Below are 19614 nucleotides of genomic sequence, written 5' to 3'. Positions count from 1 at the left end.
TTTGTCATTTAAAAAACGAGGTCGTTTATGACTCCAGTTGTAGCCCTGGTGGGTCGCCCGAATGTGGGTAAGTCCACTCTGTTTAACCGCCTGACCCGTAGCCGGGACGCCTTGGTGGCCGATTTTCCCGGGCTGACCCGCGACCGTAAGTATGGTCAGGCCAAAGTGGGCGAAATGGAATTTATCGTCGTCGATACCGGTGGTATCGATGGCACCGAAGAGGGAATTGAGCTGAAGATGGCCGAGCAATCGTTGCTGGCCATTGAAGAAGCCGATGTGGTGTTGTTCATGGTGGATGCCCGTGCTGGCGTGACACCGGGCGATATCGTCATCGCCGGGCATCTGCGTCGTCAGCAGAAAAAGGTATTTCTGGTTGCCAACAAAACCGATGGCATAGATGCCGACCTGGTGGTGGGTGATTTCTATGAGCTGGGTTTTGGCGGTGAAATCCATCAAATTGCCGCGGCCCATGGCCGTGGCGTACATAGCCTGCTGGAAAATGCCCTGACCCCCTATCTGGAAGTGTTGCAACACAAGGACGGGGAAGAGGAAGAAGACGAGTGGGACGATGCGTGGGATGAGCCCGAGGTACTGGAGCTCGGCGCAGAAGATGATGAAGAAGAGGCGCAACCGTTTGCCGATCTGCCCATCAAGTTTGCCATTGTTGGTCGTCCCAACGTGGGCAAATCTACCCTGACCAACCGTCTGCTGGGTGAAGATCGGGTCATTGTATTCGACTTGCCGGGCACCACCCGTGACTCCATCTACATTCCCATGGAACGTGATGAGCAGCAGTACATCATCATAGACACGGCGGGTGTGCGGAAGAAGAAGAAGATCTACGAGACGGTAGAGAAGTTCTCCGTGGTCAAGACCCTGCAGGCCATCGAAGATGCCAACGTGGTGATCCTGGTGGTGGATGCGCGGGAAGGGATCTCGGATCAGGATCTGAGTCTACTGGGTTTTACCCTGCACTCAGGGCGTTCGATCGTGCTGGCCGTCAACAAGTGGGATGGTCTGGATCAGGATGTGAAGGAGGAGATCAAGGCTGAGCTGGATCGCCGTCTTGGCTTCATCGACTTTGCTCGTATCCACTTCATCTCGGCACTGCATGGCAGTGGCGTAGGCCACCTGTTTGAATCCATCCAGGAAGCCTATAAATCGGCTACTCGCCGCATCGGCACCTCCATGTTGACGCGTATCATGCACATGGCCCAGGATGATCACCAACCGCCTCTGGTGCGTGGTCGTCGGGTCAAGCTCAAGTATGCCCATGCCGGTGGTTATAACCCGCCTCGCATCATCATCCATGGTAACCAGGTCAAGGATCTGCCGGATTCCTACAAGCGTTACCTGATGAACTACTACCGCAAGTCACTGAAGATCATGGGTACACCTATCCATATCGAGTTCCAGGAGGGTGAAAACCCCTTCGAAGGTAAGAAAAATGTGCTGACCCAGAGCCAGGTTCGCAAGCGTCGTCGTCTGATGAAGCATGTGAAGAAGTAAGGCTAGCCGCAGCGGAGGATCAAGATGGCATTTATGCTCAAGTGCCCTGCGTGTGAGCAGGAGGGGGTGGATCCTCGACGCCAGGCAACCAGTTGCACCGCATGCGGTGCGGCTTTTACTCTGCACTCCTTTTGTCCTCAGTGTGACGCTGAGCTTGAACGGGTGCAGGCGTGCGGTGCGGTAGATTTTTTCTGCAACCACTGTAACAACCTGGTTTCCAAACGCAGCGCCCGCTTTGTGATCACTGCGGCTGGCTAAATAGGTCGCCACTCATGATCAAAAAAGCCCAGACAAAGTGTCTGGGCTTTTTTCTTGGTTTATATGGTGAAAACCGTAGGAGGAAGCGCTAACCCGGATAGTTACCAACATGAGGACGTCGGCTTGGACCGACTAGCAGGATATCGACCGGATTGAACGCTTTGATGGCCTCGAAGCAAAAATCGCCAACGGCTTGGTGTAAAGAGGCTGGCGCATGGTTGGTGATCAGAATGACACTCTTGGATAGATTGCGTCGACGCCTCAGTAGATGGCCTAGAAAACTGGATTGGCTCTCCAACAGTTTAGCTTTATTCGAACCAATCTCATCGAGGATTAACAGATCTACCTCTTCCAAGGCTCGACGATACCGATTGCGCTCTTCGGGATCCTCAATGACGCCAAAAAATAGCCGATCGACCACAGATGCCCACTGCTGGAAAATGACCGACTTCTGATGTTGGGCGATTAGCTCATGAGCGATAGCGCCAGCCAGTGTCGACTTGCCAGTGCCATAGCCACCGTAGATCAATACGCAACTGCCCCCATTCTGTTCCCAATGCTCAAAACCGCTGATGAAAGAGCGCGCCGTTTGAATCGCATACTCCAGGTTGGGATCTTGCTGATCCATGCGTTCGAATAGCCAAGCTGGATTCAAGTCGGCTTGCGCGATCAACCTATGTATCCGCTGCTGTCTGGCTTCCTGCTGCAGTTGGCGTACATCTTGGTTGGCCGCCAGCTCATACTCTTTGCGTAAGGTTTCGTAGTCCAGCGGCTGACTGCCTGCCGGTTGCTTTTGCAGGCGTTGGATCCGAGCCAATAACGAATCCATCTGCTTACGCAAGCTGGGATCGGGCGATTTGCTATCGGAGGACGATGGGGTTGCGCTGTGGCTGGCCTCATGCCATGGATCCGACTTATCAGATGATGTCATGCTCTTCTCCTTGCTGGTCGCGAATACGTTGGGCTTCGGCAATCATTTCCAGTGCCCGTTGGCTCGGCACCTGAGACTCCGGAGGCGGGGGCACGACTTGATAGCCAATGGGAGGGGAAAGGGCTGATTTACGCACATAACGCTTCGCCTTCAGTGCCTTGATAAACTTGAGCATCCACTGATGGGGTGTGGCAAAGACTTCCGGACGACCTAACCAGTAGGCGATAAATTCGCCAAGCTCATCCTCACCATAGGCACACTCCATGAGACCACATAACTGGGACAAACTGGCAAAGTGTGTATCAGGGCGCCACGCTGGCGTCATGGCGTGTGCGGTCTGGGGAATGGGCAGCATTGTGCCCAAGTTTAGCATCAGTGGCAGGCTGAACTTGGCACCATGAAAGTGTTCCTCCTGCGGTGCCTGCTCTAGCTGCAGCAGTCCGGCCTCAATCAGTTCATGAAACAGGCGGGTTAACTGGGAGGCGTTGACCTGAAAACTAAAACCGCTGGGTTGGCTGTGGCTCTCTACCGCCAAGGCTCGCCCCAATTCAGGGTAGTTTGCTTGTACATAGCCATTGTGCTGCTGTGCCTGTCGACGCAGATGCAAGATATAGAGCGTACGCGCGGCATGGCTCAGGCGCGGCAAATTAAGCTGTGTATATTCTGCTGGGGTCATAGTCGGCAGGCTGAGGTAGGGTGAAGAGATTATCTGCTATTCGCCTGGTGGCGGCCATTATTTTTGCATGCATGAGCACATGCGATCCCCTCGTATATCCATATCGATTTGACGGGTTAGGTGCCGATCCGCTCTCTCTACTCGAGAGGTGGCGACAAGTGAGAATCACTTGCGCCAACCCATTAGCAAAATAGTGTTAAAGTTGCTTTCCTCGCTGTTGTTCCGCAGTCATCTTGTCTACGCTCAGAGTGAGTAGTTGAAACGAGATTGCAGGCTCGATATGTCAGAATTAGGCCAACAGCGAAGAATATTGGTGATTGAGGACGAACCAGTGTTTCGCACTATGCTGGTGGCTCAATTACAGCAGAAGAACATGTTAGTCTTTGAGGCCGATAATGGCTCGGATGGGCTGGCTGCGGTTGCTATGTATCATCCTGATCTGGTGCTGTGCGATCTCAACATGCCTGGGTTGGATGGGCATCAGGTTATTCAGTGCATCAGTTTTCGTTTCCCGCAGATCCCGGTCATAGTCGTGTCAGGCAAGGCTAGTCTTGAAGATGTCACTCGCGCTTTGCGTGCAGGAGCCAAAGATTATCTGATCAAGCCGATCCTTAACTGGCCGGCGCTGTTTCAAGCCATTGATGAGTGCCTGGACTCTGTGGTGACGGAGCAGGAGTACCATGAGCTGGCTGCTCATCTTTCGCACTTTCACCGTGATGACATTGCCGCTACCCAGTTACTCCATGCCATGGCACCGCCCAATCAGGTGCGTCTGGCCCAATGGCAGGCTCGCTACCAGAGTACCAGTCCCATGTTGCTACCCGAGTTTTTTGAACTCAATGGTCAGTTGATGCTGGTCATCATGGAGCTTTCGATCGTGGGGGCTGATTCGGCCTTCATTGGTGCCATGGTCAAGTTCTTACTGCATGGTCCTTATCGGCAATATATGCAGGGTGAGAGTCGACTACTCGATTCTCCTGGTGCTGTCCTGGAATATTTAAATTGGCACCTATGTGAGTCTGGACTCAAGAGCAGCATCAACATGGCGGTGATCTTGCTCTCTCCCGGAGATGAAAATATCCGTTTTGCCAACGCTGGCTTGGCTTCGCCCTCCTGGCTACAGCACGCCAATGGCGTGCCTCTGGGGTTGATGCGCCAAGCCGATTATCCAACCTTCAGACGGGTCGAACCCAAGCCATTTGAGCTGCAGGTTCGTGCCGATGGCGGGGCGCAAATTTCTGTGCAATTAGAGCTGGCGTGAGTAGAGTCACCCTTAGCCTGACAGCAAAAAAGCCGCAATTGCGGCTTTTTTGCTGTCAGGCGAATTAGCATTTAATGAGTCGTGATGATCGGCTCATCCGTGGTTTCCTCAAGATCTGTGGTATCCCCTTTTGCGCCATGCATCCAGTAGATGAGCCTGTTGGCAAAGAGCAGTAGGATACCGGCGCTGAGTAAGGCGGTAAGAGAGATGCCGCCAAATATGGCTAACGCTCCCGATTCGCCAACGAAGGAGCCAATCATACCGGCGGCATAGTTGGCCAAGGCAACGAAGCCAAACCAGGCGCCCATCATCAAAGAGGCTAAGCGCAGTGGCGCCAGTTTGGTGACCATGGAAAGGCCTATGGGGGAGAGGCAAAGCTCACCCAGAGTATGAAAAAAGAAAGCCCCAATCAGCCAAAACATCGAGGTCTTGACGGTCACATCCCCTCCTTGCTCAAGCACGGCCCCTATCATGAACAGAAAGCCGACCGCTAGCAGTAGCAGGCCTATGGCAAATTTAATGGGTGAGCTGGGTTCGCGCTTACCTAGTTTGATCCAGATGGTTGCAACAACGGGAGCCAATGTGATGATGAAAAAGGGGTTAAGTGACTGAAACCAAGCCGCAGGGATTTCAAAACTCCCTAACATGCGATCAGTATAATTTTGGGTATAGAGATTCATCAGGCCTCCGGCTTGCTCAAAGCCTGCCCAGAAAATGATGGTAAATAGTCCCATCACCAGGATCACCTTGATACGGTCTAGCTCCTGTTTAGTTAGCGCCGCCTGAGGGGATGTGCGTTGGTTGGCAGCGCGTTTTTTGGCGGGTACTAGGCCAATAGTGCCGAGGTAACGCTGGGAGAGCAGTAATTGCAGCACCAAAGAGAGCAACATGCCGACACCTGCGGCCACGAACCCAGCCTGCCAGCCCCATTGGATAGTTACTGCACCCGCAATAAACCCGGCCAGTAGGGCTCCCAGGTTGATGCCCATGTAGAAGATGGTGAAGGCGCTATCCCGACGGTTGTCACCATTCGGATAGAGATCGCCGACCATGGTTGAAATATTGGGTTTGAACAGGCCATTGCCTGTAATGAGCAGAGCGAGCCCCAGGTAGAAAACAGCCGTGATGGCATCGGGAAAGAGGGCGTGTGGTAAGGCCAGGGTAAATTGACCTAGGGCCATCATGCAGGCACCAATGATGATGGCACGGCGCTGCCCCAAATAGGTGTCAGCTAACCAGCCCCCTATGAGTGGGGTGATATATACAAGCCCGGTATAGATACCATAGAGTTTCAAGGCATCCGCTTGATCCCAGCCTAAACCGCCCGCTGTGGTTTGGGCGGTGAGATAGAGGATCAACAGTGCACGCATGCCATAGTAGGAGAAACGCTCCCATAATTCGGTGCCAAATAGTAGATAGAGGCCCTTGGGATGGCCCCAGAGGGTGTCGCCAGAAGATGGCAGTGTGTTAGACATGAACTTCACCTTGAGTATTCTGTTATTGTGATTTTAATTTTGTTGGTTGGGACCTTATCTCCTCGCGTAAGTTAAAAAATACAAATAGAGTTAATATTTTAGAGCATAAAACTAATTTATTCTCTAAATGTAGATGCATGTAGCCTTTATGGCGTTTGACTAGGTTTGTAAGGTATCACAAGAAAGGCGGGGCTATCGATCTTCGATGCAAAAAAGGCGTCTTTCGACGCCCTCTGTCGTGCAAATAGAGTATCAGTCGAGCTGAGCCACCACCTCTTTTAGGTACTCTTTGAACTCCTTGCCAATGGCTTTATGCCGCAGGCCGTAGACGATATTGGCTTTCATATAGCCGAGTTTGCTACCGCAATCGTGGCTCTTGCCCTTCATGAAGTAGGCATTGACCGGCTCCTGCTCCATCAGCATGGCGATGGCATCGGTCAGCTGGATTTCGTCGCCTGCGCCAAGAGGCGTTTTTTCGAGCAACGGCCAGATGTGGCTGGAGAGCACATAACGACCCACTACGGCCAAGTTAGAGGGCGCTTCGTCAATGGGCGGCTTCTCTACTATGGCGGTCATCGGCAGAGAGTGGCCTGCTTCCAACTGTTCACCATTGATGTTGGCAATACCATAGTCGCTGACCAGCTCGCGGGGAACAGGTTCCACCATGATCTGGCTCACTTCGGTCTGACTGAACATTTTGACCATTTCTGCCAGGTTATCGGTGAGTGGGTCGCTTGCAATCTCATCGATCAGAACATCTGGCAACAGCACGGCAAACGGGCTATCGCCCACCAGGGGACGGGCGCAGAGAATGGCATGACCCAAGCCTTTGGCCTCTCCCTGACGTATATGCATGATGGTGACATCTTTAGGGCAGATGTTTTGTACTTCGGCTAGCAGCTGGCGCTTGACCCGTTTCTCCAGGGTCGCCTCCAACTCAAAGCTCTTGTCGAAGTGGTTTTCGATAGAGTTCTTACTAGAGTGAGTCACCAGGATGATCTCTTTGATCCCGGCGGCGATGGCTTCCTTGACCACATACTGGATCAAGGGCTTATCCACGACTGGTAACATCTCTTTCGGGATGGCTTTGGTGGCAGGCAACATACGAGTACCGAGGCCGGCAACAGGGATAACGGCCTTGCGGACAGCGGTATTATTCTTTTTCATCTTTCATCCTTGGCTATTGCAGCTATTCGCTCAACTCATCATAGCCGAGCTTATGAGTGGCTCCAATTGTATTAGAGCCTAAAGCGATGACAGATAAAAGAAGCATCTGTGGTTGAGGCCAGAACCATAATGCTTGCCTTGACGGGTTGCTGGCCTCAACGGCGTTTAGTTAATCGAGAGTTCAGCCTTATGCTCGGTCACAAACTTGTCGCTGATGCCGTTCACATCGGCCAACTGCTCTATGCTGGCAAAGCTGCCGTGCTCGGTGCGCCAGGCGATAATAGCCTCTGCCTTCTTCTTGCCAATCCCTTTGAGCTCCATCAATTGCTCGGCGGTGGCGGTGTTAATGTTCAAACGAACCTGTTCCACTTGAGTTGGCGCCGGGGTGGCGCTGGCCGCCCCCTCTTCTGCCGCCAGGGCCATGTTACCCACAAAAGGTTGTGCTGCCAGCAGCAGGGTGAAGAGGATTTTTCTCAATTGCATGTTCTACTCCTGATATAAATTGAGGGCGAATGCCCAGGCTTGTTGCGGGCTAAAGTATTGTTTGTGCGGTAAAAAAAGATTACTGACGTATCAAGCAGTTTACGCATCACCAGACTTCCTGCTGTGGATGCTGGCCGTGTGGTAAAACGAAATAACTCATTGATTTTTGATATAAGCCAACCTGGTTGGGGTGCGATAAGCTGTCAAAAGTAGCTAATGAGGGCAATTATGAAACTGAGTGATGAGCTGATTGAATCTGTGATCCGGGTGGCAGAGGAGGCGGGACGCGCGATTTTGGGGGTTTATGATGGCCCCATAGATGTGACAGTCAAGGCGGACGCCAGCCCGTTGACTCGAGCCGATCAATTGGCACATCAACTGATTGAATCAGCACTAGAGCAGCTTACTCCTGAGTGGCCAGTGGTTTCTGAAGAGTCTGATGAAGAGCATAAGGCGTGGCGTCTGAGCGCCTCCTGTTACTGGCTCATCGATCCTTTGGACGGCACCAAAGAGTTTATTCGACGCAACGGGGAATTCACCGTCAATATTGCATTGATCGAAGCGGGGCGGACCGTGTTCGGCGTGGTCCATGTTCCCGTCTCCGGTATGAGCTATTGGGGAGGCCTGGGCTTAGGAGCCTGGAGGAAAGAGGGGGAGAAGGTACAAACTATCCGGGTGAAGGCTGCTCAGGCCGATGAGATATTGAAGGTGGTGGGGAGTCGCTCCCACAGCAATGAGCAGACAGAAGCCTACCTGGCGCAACTGCCGGAGTATGAGTTGATTGGGGTGGGCAGTTCGCTGAAGTTCTGTCTGATAGCCGAAGGCCGAGCCCATCTCTACCCGCGCTTGGGGCCGACCTGTGAGTGGGACACCGCCGCGGCACAGGCGGTGCTGGAGGGGGCCGGTGGCCGAGTTGAAACCCTGTTGGGCACTCCGCTGGGTTACAGTAAGCCGGATATCCTTAACCCCTCTTTTGTCGCCAAGGCTTGAGTCCATCTCCATGACCGGCAGCGAACTGCCGGTCATGGCCTTGACTCATCATGCTAATTTAGCCCGCTCTGGGCTTTGACTTGCTCTGCCAGCTGCTGCAGATAGGCCGCGGACTCCTGCAGTTGAGCCCGCTCCTCTGGTGTCAGAGGGTATTCGAGGATTTGGGCGACACCACGGGCGTCCACCAGGGTGGGAACGCTCAGTACGCAGCCATCAATGCCATATTCGCCATGCAGCATGACACCCAGCGGCAAAATGGAACCCTCATTGAAGAGGATGGCTTGCACAATGCGATACAAACTGGCGGCTATGCCATGATTTGTGTTGTTCTTCCTCTGGAAAATCTCAAATCCCGCCTGTTTCACTTCCTGCAGTAGCGCCTCTTTATCGAGTCGGCTGTGCCCAACCATATCGCACCAGCTATCCAGGGCGAGGCCGCCAATGTTGGTGATGCTCCAGGGAATAAAGCTGGTCTTACCATGCTCTCCCAGCACATACCCCATCACATTCTTGGGGTCGAGCCCCACTTTGTCAGAGACTATTTTCATGAACCGGGCCGAGTCCAACACGCAGCCGGAGCTTAGCACTCGCTGGGCGGGATAGCGGGTATTCTGGATGACAAAGCGGCAGACCAGATCTACCGGATTGGTGGCAAACAGCAAGATGGCATCCGGGACCACCTTCTCCAGTTCGCGGGCGATATCGACCGAGATCTTGGCGCCAGCCGTGATGATCACCAGACGACTGCCGGCACAATCGGCATAGCTGCCCTGCTGCAGGTGAATATTGCGACTAAAGGTCAGGGCTGTGGTGTGGCCAAAATCGAGTATCTCACCCAAGGCTTTTTCTTGGTTGAGATCAACGAGCACCAGGTTGTCACAGGCGCCATTGAGTAGCAGATATTCACATACGGATATGCCGACGGCACCTGCACCTATCACTGAGACTTTCATGGGGCTTCCTCATAATATGCCATTCAAGAATGCTGCTATAGCCAGGATTTTGCCATAGATACGACTATAGAATTGCGCTTTACCCAGTTAAAAAATACCTATTCTGGAGAATATAATGCAGCCTGTATCAGTGTGGGCATGAGTGCTGAGCTGGTGGTGGCCCGCTGCTGCGGGCCTAGTGAGGTGAATCGTTACGTAAGCTGGCTTTAGAAGAAGGCGGTTTCTGGCTTGACGGTGATCTTCAAGGGTTTGACCGTCACCTTGGCATAGACACCGGCGGCGACATAAGGGTCGGCATCGGCCCAGCCCTGGGCGGCGGCCTGTGAGGCAAACTGCGCTATGACGGTACTGCCGGTAAAGCCAGCTTCGCCTGACTCTTCACTGTCTAGCGCCGGGTTGGGGCCAGCCAGCAGCAAACGCCCCTCATCGCGTAGGGCTTGCAGCCGAGCCAGATGGGCTGGGCGGGCTTGTTGGCGCAGGGGCAGGCTATTGGCGACATCTTCGGAATAGATCAAATACCACATGGGCTCTCCTTGGCTAAGGTGTGGGTCGGTGCACTACAGAAGGAAAGGGCCGCAAGCGGCCCCATGATTACTCTTGTTGTTCCGCGGGCAGATGGCGGTAGAGGTAGAGCACAGTACCCAGGGTGCAGAGCAGGGTCATACCCAGCAGACCAAACACCTTGAAGTTGACCCACACCTCTTGCGGCAGATTGAAGGCGATATAGGTGTTGAGCAGGGCGCAGATGAAAAAGAAGAGGGCCCAAACCAGGTTGACTCGCCCCCAGATGGCATCGGGTAGCTGCATCTCTTTACCCAGCATCTGCTTGATGAGCGGCTTCTTGAAGCCGAATTGGCTGATCAGCAGGGCAACCGAGAAGATGAGGTTGATAACCGTCACCTTCCACTTGATGAAGGTATCATCATGGAAAAACAGGGTGAAGCCGCCGAACACCAGCACCAGGGCCAAGGTGATTATATGCACCTTCTCCAGCTTGCGCAGGGTGAACCAGGTGATGGTCATCTGCAGCACAGTCACCACCATCAGGGCGGCGGTGGCAGCGTAGATGTCGAACATCTTATAGACGGCAAAGAAGACGATGAGTGGGATAAATTCAAAAAACTGTTTCATGGGGGGTACCTGGTGTGTCAGCACTGGGTTAAATATTGGGCACAGTCTAACGGGTGTGGGCGGGGAAAAAAAGTAAAAAGCCCGTCAGCGAAGTGACGGGCTAGGGGGAGCGGTCAAGGTTCCGTTTAGCAAGGCGCGATCAGTAGTGAGTGGCCGCCTTCATCTTGCTGACAAACTCCTGCAGCTTGACCAACATCTCAGCGGGTTGCGCCAACCCTTGCTCTATGATCTTCACCACGGCAGAGCCGGAAATGGCGCCAGCGGCTCCGGCCGCAATAGCCTCACGTACCTGCGCCGGTTCACTGATACCAAAGCCCAGCAGTGCCGGAGCGGCGTTAAAGGCTTTTAGGGTCTCGATGAGATGATCCACCGGCTTGCCAGCACGGGTCTCGGTACCGGTGACGCCAGCACGACTGAGCAGATAGGTGTAGCCAGAGCCCAGTTCGGCCACCTGTTGCAGGGTGGCGGCATCGCCATTGGGCGGTGCTATGAAGATAGAGGCAATGCCCACCTTATCGGCCGCCGCCTTGTAGGGGGCGCACATCTCCACCGGCACATCGGCCACCAGAACCGAATCGACGCCGGCGGCCAGCGCCTGTTCGTAGAAGCCATCAATCCCCTTGGCATAGACCAGGTTGGCGTAAAGCAGCAGGCCAATTGGCAGCTCAGGGTACTTGGCTCGGATCTGGCTCAGCATGGCAAAGCAGGTGTCGGGCGTAGTCCCGGCCTTCAGGGCGCGGGTGGTGGCATCCTGAATGGTCGGGCCGTCGGCCACCGGATCGGAGAAGGGGATCCCCAGCTCCAGCGCATCGGCGCCCCCGGCTACCAGCGCATCGACTATCTGCAAGGAGAGCTCGGGGCTCGGGTCACCCAGGGTGACGAAGGGGACGAAGGCGCCCTGCTTCTTCTCGGCCAGGTGGGCAAACAGTTCAGCATAACGACTCATCACAGGGCTCCTTGCTTTTCCAGAATGTCGGCCACGGTAAAGATATCCTTATCGCCACGACCCGAGAGATTGACTATCAACACTTGTTCTTTTTCCGGGTTTTCCCGAGCCATCTTCAGGCCGTGGGCCAGGGCATGGGAGGACTCCAGCGCCGGTATGATCCCCTCATGACGAGCCAGCTCCTGGAATGCATCCAGGGCCTCCTGATCTGTGATGGAGACATACTCGGCCCGGCCAATCGCGGCCAGATGAGCATGTTGCGGGCCGACCGAGGGGAAGTCCAGACCGGCAGAGATGGAGTAGGACTCCTCGATCTGACCATGCTTGTCCTGCATCAGGTAGGAGTGCATGCCGAAGAAGACCCCTTTGGTGCCGTGACCCAGGGGCGCGCCATGTTCGCCACTCTCGATGCCGTGACCACCGGGCTCGACGCCTATCAGGCGGACACTGGCTTCATCGATGAAATCGGCAAACATGCCGATGGCATTGGAGCCACCACCGACGCAGGCGATGACCGCATCGGGCAGGCGATGTTCGATCTGTTGCAGCTGCTCCTTGGCCTCCTCACCTATCATGCGCTGGAATTCACGCACTATGGTGGGGAAGGGGTGGGGGCCGGCGGCGGTGCCCAGCATGTAGTGGGTATCTTCGTAGTTGGCCGTCCAGTCGCGTAGCGCCTCGTTACAGGCATCCTTCAGGGTAGAGGAGCCGGCGTGAACCGGCACGACTTCAGCCCCCATCAGGCGCATACGGAAGACGTTGGGCTTCTGCCGCTCCATATCCACGGCACCCATGTAGACGCGACAGGGCAAGTTGAGCAGGGCGCAGGCCAGGGCGGTCGCGACCCCATGTTGACCGGCACCGGTCTCGGCAATGATACGGGTCTTGCCCATACGCTTGGCCAACAGCGCCTGCCCCAGCACCTGGTTGGTCTTGTGGGCGCCACCGTGCAGCAGATCTTCGCGCTTGAGATAGAGCTTGGTCTTGGTGCCCACTGTCAGATTGCGGCACAGGGTGAGCGGGGTCGGGCGCCCGGCATACTCGGTGAGCAGGGAACGAAACTCCTGATGAAAGAGCGGATCGGCCTGGGCGTCAACGAAGGCTTTTTCCAGTTGCAGCAGGGCCGGAACCAGGATCTGCGGCACGTACATGCCGCCGAATTCACCGAAGAAAGGGTTGAGCAGTGTCATGATAATTTCATTCCTTAAATTGTGTGGCGCATCAGTAGGCGCGCAGGGCAGCAAAGGCTTGGCGCAACTTGTCGGCATCCTTGATGCCAGGTGCCGCCTCTACCCCGGAATTTAGATCCAGCCCCAGGCAGCCAGCTTGGCTGGCTGCCTGGGCATTGTTCGGGCCTATGCCGCCAGCCAGCAGCAGTTTGCTCTTATCCAGAGGGGCGAGCAGTTGCCAGTCGAAGCTCTGGCCTGTGCCACCGCTCTGGTTACCCACCTTGCTGTCGAGCAGGATGCGATCCACCAGGGGGCCCACTCTGTCGATACTCTCTTGCGGTAGAGTCTGACTGATGGCGATGGCCTTCCAGATCTGGCAGTTGGCGGGCAGCTCGCTGCGCAGCGCTGCTATGTAGGCGTCATCCTCCTCACCATGCAACTGCACGGCGGCTAGCCCCAGCTTGCTGACGGTCAGCAGTATGGTTTCGGGTTTGGCGTTCTGGAACACGCCCACATAACGCAGCGGGGCGCCGGCCATCACGGCCTGGGCCATGGGCAGATCCACGTAGCGCGGGCTCTTGCCGACGAAGATGAGGCCGCCATAGACGGCTCCAGCCTGGTAGGCGGCTGCGGCGTCTTCAGCCCGGGTCAGGCCACACACCTTGTTTTGCCCCAGGATCAGCTGACGGCAGGCCAGCTCGATATCGTCCTGGCTCATCAGAGAGGATCCGACCAGGAAGCCGTTGGCATGGTGGCTCAGATCCTTGACCTGAGTGTGACTGTAGATACCGGACTCACTGATGACGATGCGATCCGCCGGTAACTGATGGGCCAGTTGTTTGGTGCGATTGAGATCGATGGAGAGATCCCGCAGGTCGCGGTTGTTGATCCCCACCACCTTGGCTCCCAGGGTTATGGCCCGCTCCAGCTCCTCCTCGTTACTCACCTCTGTGAGTATGCCCAGCTTCAGCTCCCGGGCTACCGCGGCTAACTGCTGGTAAGCACCATCGGTGAGGACCGAGAGCATCAGCAGTATGGCATCGGCCTGATAGTGGCGAGCCAGATAGATCTGGTAGGGGTCTATGATGAAGTCTTTGCACAATACTGGTACTTGCACCTGGGCCCGGACCTGGGGCAGAAACTCGAAATTGCCCTGAAAGTACTTCTCATCGGTGAGCACAGAGATGGCCGAGGCATGATGACCATAGATGCGAGCTATGGCGGCCGGGTCGAAATCATCACGGATCAACCCCTTGGAGGGGGAGGCTTTCTTGCACTCCAGGATGAAGGCGGTCTTGCCTTGCGAGAGGGCGGCCTCGAAGTCGCGGTCGCTGGGGGTCAAGCCGGATTGGAAACTGGCCAGCGGCTGACTCTCTTTGCGAGCGGCAATCCACAGCTGCTTGTCGGCCACTATCTTGCCCAACACAGTCTGATTGATCGACTCAAAATTGATGGATCCGGTATTGAGCATGGGTTACTCCTGTAAGTGGCTCAAGGCGGCAAGACGTCTGACTCGCTCCAGAGCCATACCACTCTTGAGGGTGGCGATGGCCAGTTCGGCCCCTTCTCTTAAGTTATCCACGCGACCGCCCATCCACAGCAGGGGCGCCAGGTTGATGGCGATGACGCTGTTTTGGGCATCTGTGCCCTGGCCTGCCAATATGGCTTCACTGATCTGGCGGTTTTCGGCGGGCTCACCGCCACGAATGGCCTCAAGGGAGTATTCCTGCAGACCAAAGTCAGCCGGAGTCAAACGACTGTGCTGGATAACGCCATTGCGCAGTTCGGCCACTTGCGTGGCGCCATGAATGGCGATCTCATCCAGACCTGAGCCATGGACCACCATGCCGCGGGTCAGACCCAACTGCAGCAGTGTCTCGGCGATCGGGGTGACCAGGGCTTCGTTGTAGACGCCCATCAGTTGATATGTGGGGCGCGCCGGGTTGATGAGCGGACCGAGCACATTGAAGATGGTGCGAGTTTTCAGGGTATTGCGTACCGGCATGGCATGGCGGAAACCGCTGTGATACTCGGGGGCGAAGATGAAGCAGACATTGAGTTCATCCAGGCAACGGCGCGCGACCACAGGGCTCATCTCCAGCTTGACCCCCAGCTGAGCCAGCAGGTCGGAAGAGCCGGTCTTGGAGGAGACACTGCGGTTACCATGCTTGGCGACCTTGATGCCACAGCAGGCGCCGGTCAGGGCCGCCAGAGTGGAGACATTGATGGTGTGCAGACCATCACCGCCTGTGCCCACTATGTCGCAGAAGGGGTAATCCGGGCGTGGAAAGGGCTTGGCGGCGGCCAGCAAGGCCGAGGCGGCGCCGGCAATCTCGCTGGGGGATTCGCCCTTTACCTTGAGCGCGGTCAGCAAGGAGGAGAGGATGATGGGGTCCATCTCACCGCGCAATAGCACCTCAAACAGCGCCTGGGTGGCCTCGCGGCTCAGGTTCTCACGCCGATAGAGTTTCTCTAGTGATTCATGCATGGCCGCTCTCCTTGGCGGTGACATAGGCCAGGCTTTGGGTCAGCAGACGAGCGCCATCTGTGGTCATGATGGACTCTGGATGGAACTGGAAGCCTAGCACCCGATCCTGGCGTTGCAGCACAGCCATCGGCATCTCCTTATAGTGGGCTATGACCTCCAGTTCATCCGGAACGAAGGTGGCGACCAAGGAGTGGTAGCGAGCAACCGACAGGGGGTTACTCAGACCGGCAAACATCTCCTTGCCGCAGTGATCGATGAGTGAACTCTTGCCATGGATGATTTCACCCGCCGAGCCCACGGTGCCGCCATAGTACTCGCAGATGGCCTGATGGCCCAGGCAAATCCCGATGATGGGCACCTTGCCACGGCACAGACCTATGAGTTCAATCATGCAGCCGGCCTCGTGTGGAGCGCCTGGCCCGGGGGAGAGCACCAGCACAGGATCATCAGCGCAGGCCTGGATCTGGGCAAAGATCTGCGTGGCGGGCAGATTGTTGCGGTAGATGCGAACCCCGTGGCCCAGGGTCCGGAACTGATCGACCAGGTTGTAGGTGAACGAGTCGAAGTTATCGAGCAGGAAAATGGTATTAGCCATGGGTCACCTCCGCGAGTGTCTTGCCGTGGGCCAGGGCGATAGCATTGAGCACGGCCGCTGCTTTACTGCGTGTTTCATCGGCTTCAGCCTGTGGGCGGGAGTCATAGACTACCCCGGCGCCAGCCTGGACATAGGCCATGCCATGTTTGACGAAGGCGGAGCGGATGACGATGCAGGTATCCATCTCCCCCGTGCCACTGAGATAACCCACGGCCCCGCCATAACTGCCACGGCGTTGCCCCTCGACCTCGCGGATCAGTTCCGAGGCGCGGATCTTGGGGGCGCCGGTCAGGGTGCCCATGTTCATGCAGGCCTGATAGGCATGCAAGGCATCCAGATCATGGCGCAGCGTGCCTACCACCTTGGAGACCAGGTGCATCACATGGCTGTAGCGATCCACCTTCAGCAGGTCGCGCACATAGCGGGTACCCGGCTCACTGATGCGGGCAATATCATTGCGTGCCAGATCCACCAGCATCAGGTGCTCGGCGGTCTCTTTGCTGTCCTGGCGCAGATCCAGCTCGATGCGGCCATCCAGATCCAGATTGATGCTGCCATCCGGGTTGAAGCCGCGACGGCGCGTCCCGGCTATGGGGTACATTTCCACCTGACGGTTGTGGGCCTCGAATTTGACGGCACTCTCGGGAGAGGCGCCAAACAGGGTGAACTCCCGATCATTCATGTAGAACATGTAGGGGCTGGGGTTGGTCTTCTTCAGCTGGCGGTAGGCCAGCAAAGGTTGTGGGCAGGGCAGGGCGAAGCTGCGAGAGGGCACCACCTGGAAGATGTCGCCCTTGCGGATATGGCCCTTCAGGCGCTCCACATCGGCACAGAAGGCCTTGTCGTCACGGTTGCTGGTGATCATGCCGTCCAAGGGCAGGGCCGTTGGCAGGACGGGGGCGACGAAGTGATCGCAACACTCGGCCAGTTTGCTCAAGCGAGCCTGCAGGCGGGCATATTCGGCAGCAAAGTGTTCACCACCAAAGGTCACGGCGCGCAGCTGGGTGCGCTGCTGGCGGTGATCAATATGGATCAGGGTCTCGGCCACATAGAAGCAGAAGTCCGGGCAGGAGTTATCACCCTCGGTGACTATGGGCAGAGTCTCGTAGTTGGCGATGAGGTCATAGGCGAAGATTCCTCCCAGGAAGATGGCTTCCTGGCCCTGGGCACAGTGCAGTTGGGTGAGCAGGGTGCGTAGGGTATCCAGTACCGAAAGCGCCTTGAGGCGGCTATCTTCATCCTGAATGTTGTCGATGAGCGGGAACTGCAAGGTCAGTTGCTTGCCGTGCCGGGTTTGTTGCACGTCGCTGGCGATGCCACTCTGCAGACGAGCCAGTACGGCCAGACCATTGTCGTTGAGTGCCTCGGCTTGCACCGTGAGCCCCTGGCAGGTCAGGCGCACACAGGCGTCGATCAGCAGCAGGCTCTGGGTTCCGGCTTTGGTGTCGATTTCGGCCGATTCGAGCAGCAGACTGTTGTCACCATTTTGAGTGAGATGGCTGAACAGGGCTAACGGATCGGCCACATAGTTGGCATCACGCAGCATGGCGTGCAGATGGTCAGGATGCAGCTCAGTCATGATGATGCCCCTCTAAGATGGCGGCCTGGTATTGGATGGCGCAGATAATTGGCATGGTGATATTCCTTATTAATGATGAGAAACAACAAGTTGTGTCGGTTGAACTCACCATCGCCAGGTCTGCTTGTTGTGTTTTTGTTTCATCTCGTCCCTGTTTCCCGGATAATAAAAAAAGCCCGCTATTCCTGGCGGGCTCTCTTTGGGTATTCTGTCTGCTTAACCGTTTTTTGACATAGCAAAAGTCCCACGCCCGCTTATTTGGGAGTGTGCCACCACCAACGAAAGGTTTGGCTGAATTGCTGAGTCATGAAAAACGTCCTTGGATGACTGTATCGATAAATCAGGCGTTGAGCCTGCTTGCGTGGCTACAGTAAAACGATAAAGCCGGAAGTTTGTCAAGTTTCTTTTGTATGGAACCACTAAATGCGCGTCGATTTGCATAGTCATTCAACCGCCTCCGATGGTCAGCTTGCCCCGGCCGAGCTGATGCGGCGTGCGGTCGCGCAGCGGGTCGATGTGCTGGCCCTGACCGATCATGATTCAGTTGGCGGCTTGGTCGAGGCCCAAGGGGTGATCGATGCCGAGCAGTTGCCCCTGCGGCTGATTTCGGGTATCGAAATCTCCACCAGCTGGGATGCGTTGGAAATTCATGTGGTGGGGTTGAATATTCAACCTGAGGCGGCAGCTCTGCTTGCGGCCATCCAGAGCCAGGCTCAGGCGCGTCAGGCGCGGGGTTTGGAGATAGGGCGACGCCTGGGCAAGCAACGCATCGAACAAGCCTATGAGGGCACGCTGGCCCTAGCGGGTGCCGCCAGCTTGACCCGGGCTCACTTTGCCCGTTATCTGGTGCAGGCTGGCTATTGCCAGAACCAGCAGAAGGCATTCGATCACTATCTGGGGCGCGGCGGCAAGGCCTATGTGCCCCATGACTGGATGAACATAGCGGCGGCCATCGAGGTGATCCATGCTGCCGGTGGTTTGGCTGTACTTGCCCATCCGGGTCGCTATAAACTTTCAGCCAAGTGGTTGAAACGTTTGCTGGGCCTGTTCAAGGAGGCGGGCGGTGATGCCATGGAGGTGAGTTTGCCCCAGCAGAGTCCGCAAGAGCGGGCTAATCTGGGAGCATGGTGTCGGGAGTATCAACTCCTTGCTTCGGTGGGCTCCGACTTCCATAGCCCAACGCCTTGGCAGGAGTTGGGACGCAATCTCTGGTTGCCCAAGGACGTAACGCCCGTATGGCAAACTTTTATTGACTCGGATGAGTCAGTTACATTCCGGGAGGAATTATGAGCCAGTTTTTTGTTATTCACCCTGAAAATCCCCAGGCGCGCCTGATAAGCCAGGCGGTGACCCACATTCGCGATGGGGGGGTGATCATCTATCCGACCGACTCAGGTTATGCGCTGGGTTGTCTGCTGGAGAACAAAACGGCGATGGAGCGCATCTGCCGTATCCGTAATCTGGATAGCAGCCACAACTTTACCCTGGTATGCCGGGATCTCTCCGAGCTCTCCCTCTATGCCCGGGTCGATAATCAGGCGTTTCGCCTAATCAAGAACAACACACCGGGTCCCTACACCTTCATACTGCAGGCCACTAAAGAGGTGCCGCGGCGGTTGATGAACGAGAAGAAGAAGAGCATAGGGATTCGGGTGCCGGCCAATCCCATAGCCCAGGCCCTGCTGGAAGAACTGGGGGAACCCCTGATGTCGACGACGCTGATCCTGCCGGGTTCGCTGGTGGCCGAAGCGGATCCCTACGAAATCCGGGATCGCTTGGAGCGGGTGGTGGATCTCATCATAGATGGCGGTTATCTGGGTGAGCAGCCCACCACGGTTGTCGATTTTTCTGCGGATACGCCCGAGGTGGTACGCCACGGCTCGGGTGACCCAACCCCCTTCCTGTAAAGGAATGGTATTTTGCATCGCCGTGAGGCGATGAGCCCTGGAGTGTAGACTCCCAGGTGGATGCAGACTTGCGGTGTCTGTGTCTGCCCTAAGTTA

At 56.0% G+C, this 19614-nt stretch carries 20 protein-coding genes; 6 read left to right on the top strand and 14 right to left on the bottom strand.

Translation table 11 applies throughout. From position 1 onward, the window contains the following. Window positions 1-27: 27 nt before the first annotated feature. A complete protein-coding gene (der, locus tag ACZYTD_RS05745) occupies window positions 28-1509 on the top strand; it encodes a ribosome biogenesis GTPase Der (RefSeq protein WP_463890192.1) in 1482 nt (493 codons plus the stop codon). 24 nt (window positions 1510-1533) lie between these two features. Continuing rightward, complete coding sequence (locus ACZYTD_RS05740) at window positions 1534-1767, top strand: zinc ribbon domain-containing protein (RefSeq protein ID WP_463890190.1); 234 nt, start codon at window positions 1534-1536, stop codon at window positions 1765-1767. Window positions 1768-1855: 88 nt separating this feature from the next. Here the strand turns inward: ACZYTD_RS05740 and ACZYTD_RS05735 are convergent, their stop codons facing one another. Both ACZYTD_RS05735 and ACZYTD_RS05730 read right to left on the bottom strand, forming a co-directional pair. Further along, a complete protein-coding gene (locus ACZYTD_RS05735; RefSeq protein ID WP_463890188.1) occupies window positions 1856-2698 on the bottom strand; it encodes an ATP-binding protein in 843 nt (280 codons plus the stop codon). Beyond that, window positions 2685-3374: a DnaT-like ssDNA-binding domain-containing protein gene (locus ACZYTD_RS05730; protein ID WP_463890186.1), complete on the bottom strand. Its 690-nt coding sequence runs from the start codon at window positions 3372-3374 to the stop codon at window positions 2685-2687. The genes ACZYTD_RS05735 and ACZYTD_RS05730 overlap by 14 nt, the downstream gene beginning before the upstream one ends. A gap of 280 nt (window positions 3375-3654) precedes the next feature. Here ACZYTD_RS05730 and ACZYTD_RS05725 point away from each other — a divergent pair, with 280 nt between their 5' ends. Then, window positions 3655-4635, top strand: a complete 981-nt coding sequence (locus ACZYTD_RS05725) for a response regulator (protein WP_463890184.1) — start codon at window positions 3655-3657, stop codon at window positions 4633-4635. Window positions 4636-4706: 71 nt separating this feature from the next. Here the strand turns inward: ACZYTD_RS05725 and ACZYTD_RS05720 are convergent, their stop codons facing one another. The 3 genes from ACZYTD_RS05720 to ACZYTD_RS05710 form a co-directional block, all read right to left on the bottom strand. Next, window positions 4707-6110, bottom strand: coding sequence for a peptide MFS transporter (locus tag ACZYTD_RS05720; RefSeq protein WP_463890182.1), 1404 nt, complete (start codon window positions 6108-6110; stop codon window positions 4707-4709). A gap of 252 nt (window positions 6111-6362) precedes the next feature. Then, window positions 6363-7277 carry a UTP--glucose-1-phosphate uridylyltransferase GalU gene (galU, locus tag ACZYTD_RS05715; RefSeq protein ID WP_463890180.1) on the bottom strand — a complete coding sequence of 305 codons (915 nt, stop codon included), beginning with the start codon at window positions 7275-7277 and terminating at the stop codon, window positions 6363-6365. 165 nt (window positions 7278-7442) lie between these two features. Continuing rightward, on the bottom strand, window positions 7443-7760 hold the full coding sequence (locus ACZYTD_RS05710) for a ComEA family DNA-binding protein (protein ID WP_463890178.1): 318 nt from the start codon (window positions 7758-7760) through the stop codon (window positions 7443-7445). 228 nt (window positions 7761-7988) lie between these two features. Between ACZYTD_RS05710 and cysQ the strand changes: the two genes are divergently transcribed. Further along, window positions 7989-8750, top strand: a complete 762-nt coding sequence (cysQ, locus tag ACZYTD_RS05705) for a 3'(2'),5'-bisphosphate nucleotidase CysQ (protein WP_463890176.1) — start codon at window positions 7989-7991, stop codon at window positions 8748-8750. A 53-nt stretch (window positions 8751-8803) separates the two neighbouring features. On the opposite strand, the gene ACZYTD_RS05700 is transcribed toward cysQ, so the two are convergent. From ACZYTD_RS05700 to ACZYTD_RS05660, 9 genes are all read right to left on the bottom strand, one after another. Then, a complete protein-coding gene (locus ACZYTD_RS05700) occupies window positions 8804-9703 on the bottom strand; it encodes a lactate/malate family dehydrogenase (RefSeq protein WP_463890174.1) in 900 nt (299 codons plus the stop codon). A gap of 206 nt (window positions 9704-9909) precedes the next feature. Then, window positions 9910-10227, bottom strand: a complete 318-nt coding sequence (locus tag ACZYTD_RS05695; RefSeq protein WP_463890172.1) for a YciI family protein — start codon at window positions 10225-10227, stop codon at window positions 9910-9912. Between the two features lie 67 nt (window positions 10228-10294). After that, window positions 10295-10834, bottom strand: a complete 540-nt coding sequence (locus ACZYTD_RS05690) for a septation protein A (protein ID WP_463890170.1) — start codon at window positions 10832-10834, stop codon at window positions 10295-10297. A gap of 139 nt (window positions 10835-10973) precedes the next feature. Then, window positions 10974-11780 (bottom strand): tryptophan synthase subunit alpha, encoded by an 807-nt coding sequence (gene trpA / locus ACZYTD_RS05685; RefSeq protein ID WP_463890168.1) that lies wholly within the window; start codon window positions 11778-11780, stop codon window positions 10974-10976. Then, entirely contained in the window at window positions 11780-12970 is a 1191-nt protein-coding gene (gene trpB, locus ACZYTD_RS05680; RefSeq protein ID WP_463890166.1) for a tryptophan synthase subunit beta, read from the bottom strand. Before trpB ends, trpA begins: the two co-directional genes overlap by 1 nt. A gap of 31 nt (window positions 12971-13001) precedes the next feature. Beyond that, window positions 13002-14420 (bottom strand): bifunctional indole-3-glycerol-phosphate synthase TrpC/phosphoribosylanthranilate isomerase TrpF, encoded by a 1419-nt coding sequence (trpCF, locus tag ACZYTD_RS05675; protein WP_463890164.1) that lies wholly within the window; start codon window positions 14418-14420, stop codon window positions 13002-13004. A 3-nt stretch (window positions 14421-14423) separates the two neighbouring features. Next, entirely contained in the window at window positions 14424-15437 is a 1014-nt protein-coding gene (trpD, locus tag ACZYTD_RS05670) for an anthranilate phosphoribosyltransferase (protein ID WP_463890162.1), read from the bottom strand. Further along, window positions 15430-16032 carry an aminodeoxychorismate/anthranilate synthase component II gene (locus tag ACZYTD_RS05665; protein ID WP_463890160.1) on the bottom strand — a complete coding sequence of 201 codons (603 nt, stop codon included), beginning with the start codon at window positions 16030-16032 and terminating at the stop codon, window positions 15430-15432. The genes trpD and ACZYTD_RS05665 overlap by 8 nt, the downstream gene beginning before the upstream one ends. Further along, window positions 16025-17611 carry an anthranilate synthase component 1 gene (locus ACZYTD_RS05660; protein ID WP_463890159.1) on the bottom strand — a complete coding sequence of 529 codons (1587 nt, stop codon included), beginning with the start codon at window positions 17609-17611 and terminating at the stop codon, window positions 16025-16027. Before ACZYTD_RS05660 ends, ACZYTD_RS05665 begins: the two co-directional genes overlap by 8 nt. Window positions 17612-18034: 423 nt before the next feature. Between ACZYTD_RS05660 and rnm the strand changes: the two genes are divergently transcribed. Together rnm and ACZYTD_RS05650 are read left to right on the top strand one after the other, a co-directional pair. Then, the gene (gene rnm, locus ACZYTD_RS05655) at window positions 18035-18901 is read left to right on the top strand and encodes an RNase RNM (protein WP_463890157.1); all 867 of its coding nucleotides are present in this window, start codon (window positions 18035-18037) and stop codon (window positions 18899-18901) included. Further along, window positions 18898-19518, top strand: a complete 621-nt coding sequence (locus ACZYTD_RS05650; protein WP_463890156.1) for an L-threonylcarbamoyladenylate synthase — start codon at window positions 18898-18900, stop codon at window positions 19516-19518. Before rnm ends, ACZYTD_RS05650 begins: the two co-directional genes overlap by 4 nt. Window positions 19519-19614 lie beyond the last annotated feature (96 nt).

Source organism: Pseudaeromonas sp. HNCC25DJ180, from assembly GCF_055413345.1.
This window is presented reverse-complemented; position numbering and strand designations above follow the sequence as displayed.

What these genes read in the sequence shown, in the direction of transcription:
- ACZYTD_RS05730 (WP_463890186.1), bottom strand. Translation starts at nt 3,374, where the DNA reads ATGACCCCAGCAGAATATACACAGCTTAATTTGCCGCGCCTGAGCCAT.
- rnm (WP_463890157.1), top strand. Translation starts at nt 18,035, where the DNA reads ATGCGCGTCGATTTGCATAGTCATTCAACCGCCTCCGATGGTCAGCTT.
- galU (WP_463890180.1), bottom strand. Translation starts at nt 7,277, where the DNA reads ATGAAAAAGAATAATACCGCTGTCCGCAAGGCCGTTATCCCTGTTGCC.
- cysQ (WP_463890176.1), top strand. Translation starts at nt 7,989, where the DNA reads ATGAAACTGAGTGATGAGCTGATTGAATCTGTGATCCGGGTGGCAGAG.
- ACZYTD_RS05700 (WP_463890174.1), bottom strand. Translation starts at nt 9,703, where the DNA reads ATGAAAGTCTCAGTGATAGGTGCAGGTGCCGTCGGCATATCCGTATGT.
- trpD (WP_463890162.1), bottom strand. Translation starts at nt 15,437, where the DNA reads ATGCATGAATCACTAGAGAAACTCTATCGGCGTGAGAACCTGAGCCGC.
- ACZYTD_RS05740 (WP_463890190.1), top strand. Translation starts at nt 1,534, where the DNA reads ATGGCATTTATGCTCAAGTGCCCTGCGTGTGAGCAGGAGGGGGTGGAT.
- trpB (WP_463890166.1), bottom strand. Translation starts at nt 12,970, where the DNA reads ATGACACTGCTCAACCCTTTCTTCGGTGAATTCGGCGGCATGTACGTG.
- ACZYTD_RS05660 (WP_463890159.1), bottom strand. Translation starts at nt 17,611, where the DNA reads ATGACTGAGCTGCATCCTGACCATCTGCACGCCATGCTGCGTGATGCC.
- ACZYTD_RS05665 (WP_463890160.1), bottom strand. Translation starts at nt 16,032, where the DNA reads ATGGCTAATACCATTTTCCTGCTCGATAACTTCGACTCGTTCACCTAC.
- ACZYTD_RS05690 (WP_463890170.1), bottom strand. Translation starts at nt 10,834, where the DNA reads ATGAAACAGTTTTTTGAATTTATCCCACTCATCGTCTTCTTTGCCGTC.
- trpA (WP_463890168.1), bottom strand. Translation starts at nt 11,780, where the DNA reads ATGAGTCGTTATGCTGAACTGTTTGCCCACCTGGCCGAGAAGAAGCAG.
- ACZYTD_RS05710 (WP_463890178.1), bottom strand. Translation starts at nt 7,760, where the DNA reads ATGCAATTGAGAAAAATCCTCTTCACCCTGCTGCTGGCAGCACAACCT.
- der (WP_463890192.1), top strand. Translation starts at nt 28, where the DNA reads ATGACTCCAGTTGTAGCCCTGGTGGGTCGCCCGAATGTGGGTAAGTCC.
- ACZYTD_RS05695 (WP_463890172.1), bottom strand. Translation starts at nt 10,227, where the DNA reads ATGTGGTATTTGATCTATTCCGAAGATGTCGCCAATAGCCTGCCCCTG.
- ACZYTD_RS05735 (WP_463890188.1), bottom strand. Translation starts at nt 2,698, where the DNA reads ATGACATCATCTGATAAGTCGGATCCATGGCATGAGGCCAGCCACAGC.
- ACZYTD_RS05720 (WP_463890182.1), bottom strand. Translation starts at nt 6,110, where the DNA reads ATGTCTAACACACTGCCATCTTCTGGCGACACCCTCTGGGGCCATCCC.
- ACZYTD_RS05725 (WP_463890184.1), top strand. Translation starts at nt 3,655, where the DNA reads ATGTCAGAATTAGGCCAACAGCGAAGAATATTGGTGATTGAGGACGAA.
- ACZYTD_RS05650 (WP_463890156.1), top strand. Translation starts at nt 18,898, where the DNA reads ATGAGCCAGTTTTTTGTTATTCACCCTGAAAATCCCCAGGCGCGCCTG.
- trpCF (WP_463890164.1), bottom strand. Translation starts at nt 14,420, where the DNA reads ATGCTCAATACCGGATCCATCAATTTTGAGTCGATCAATCAGACTGTG.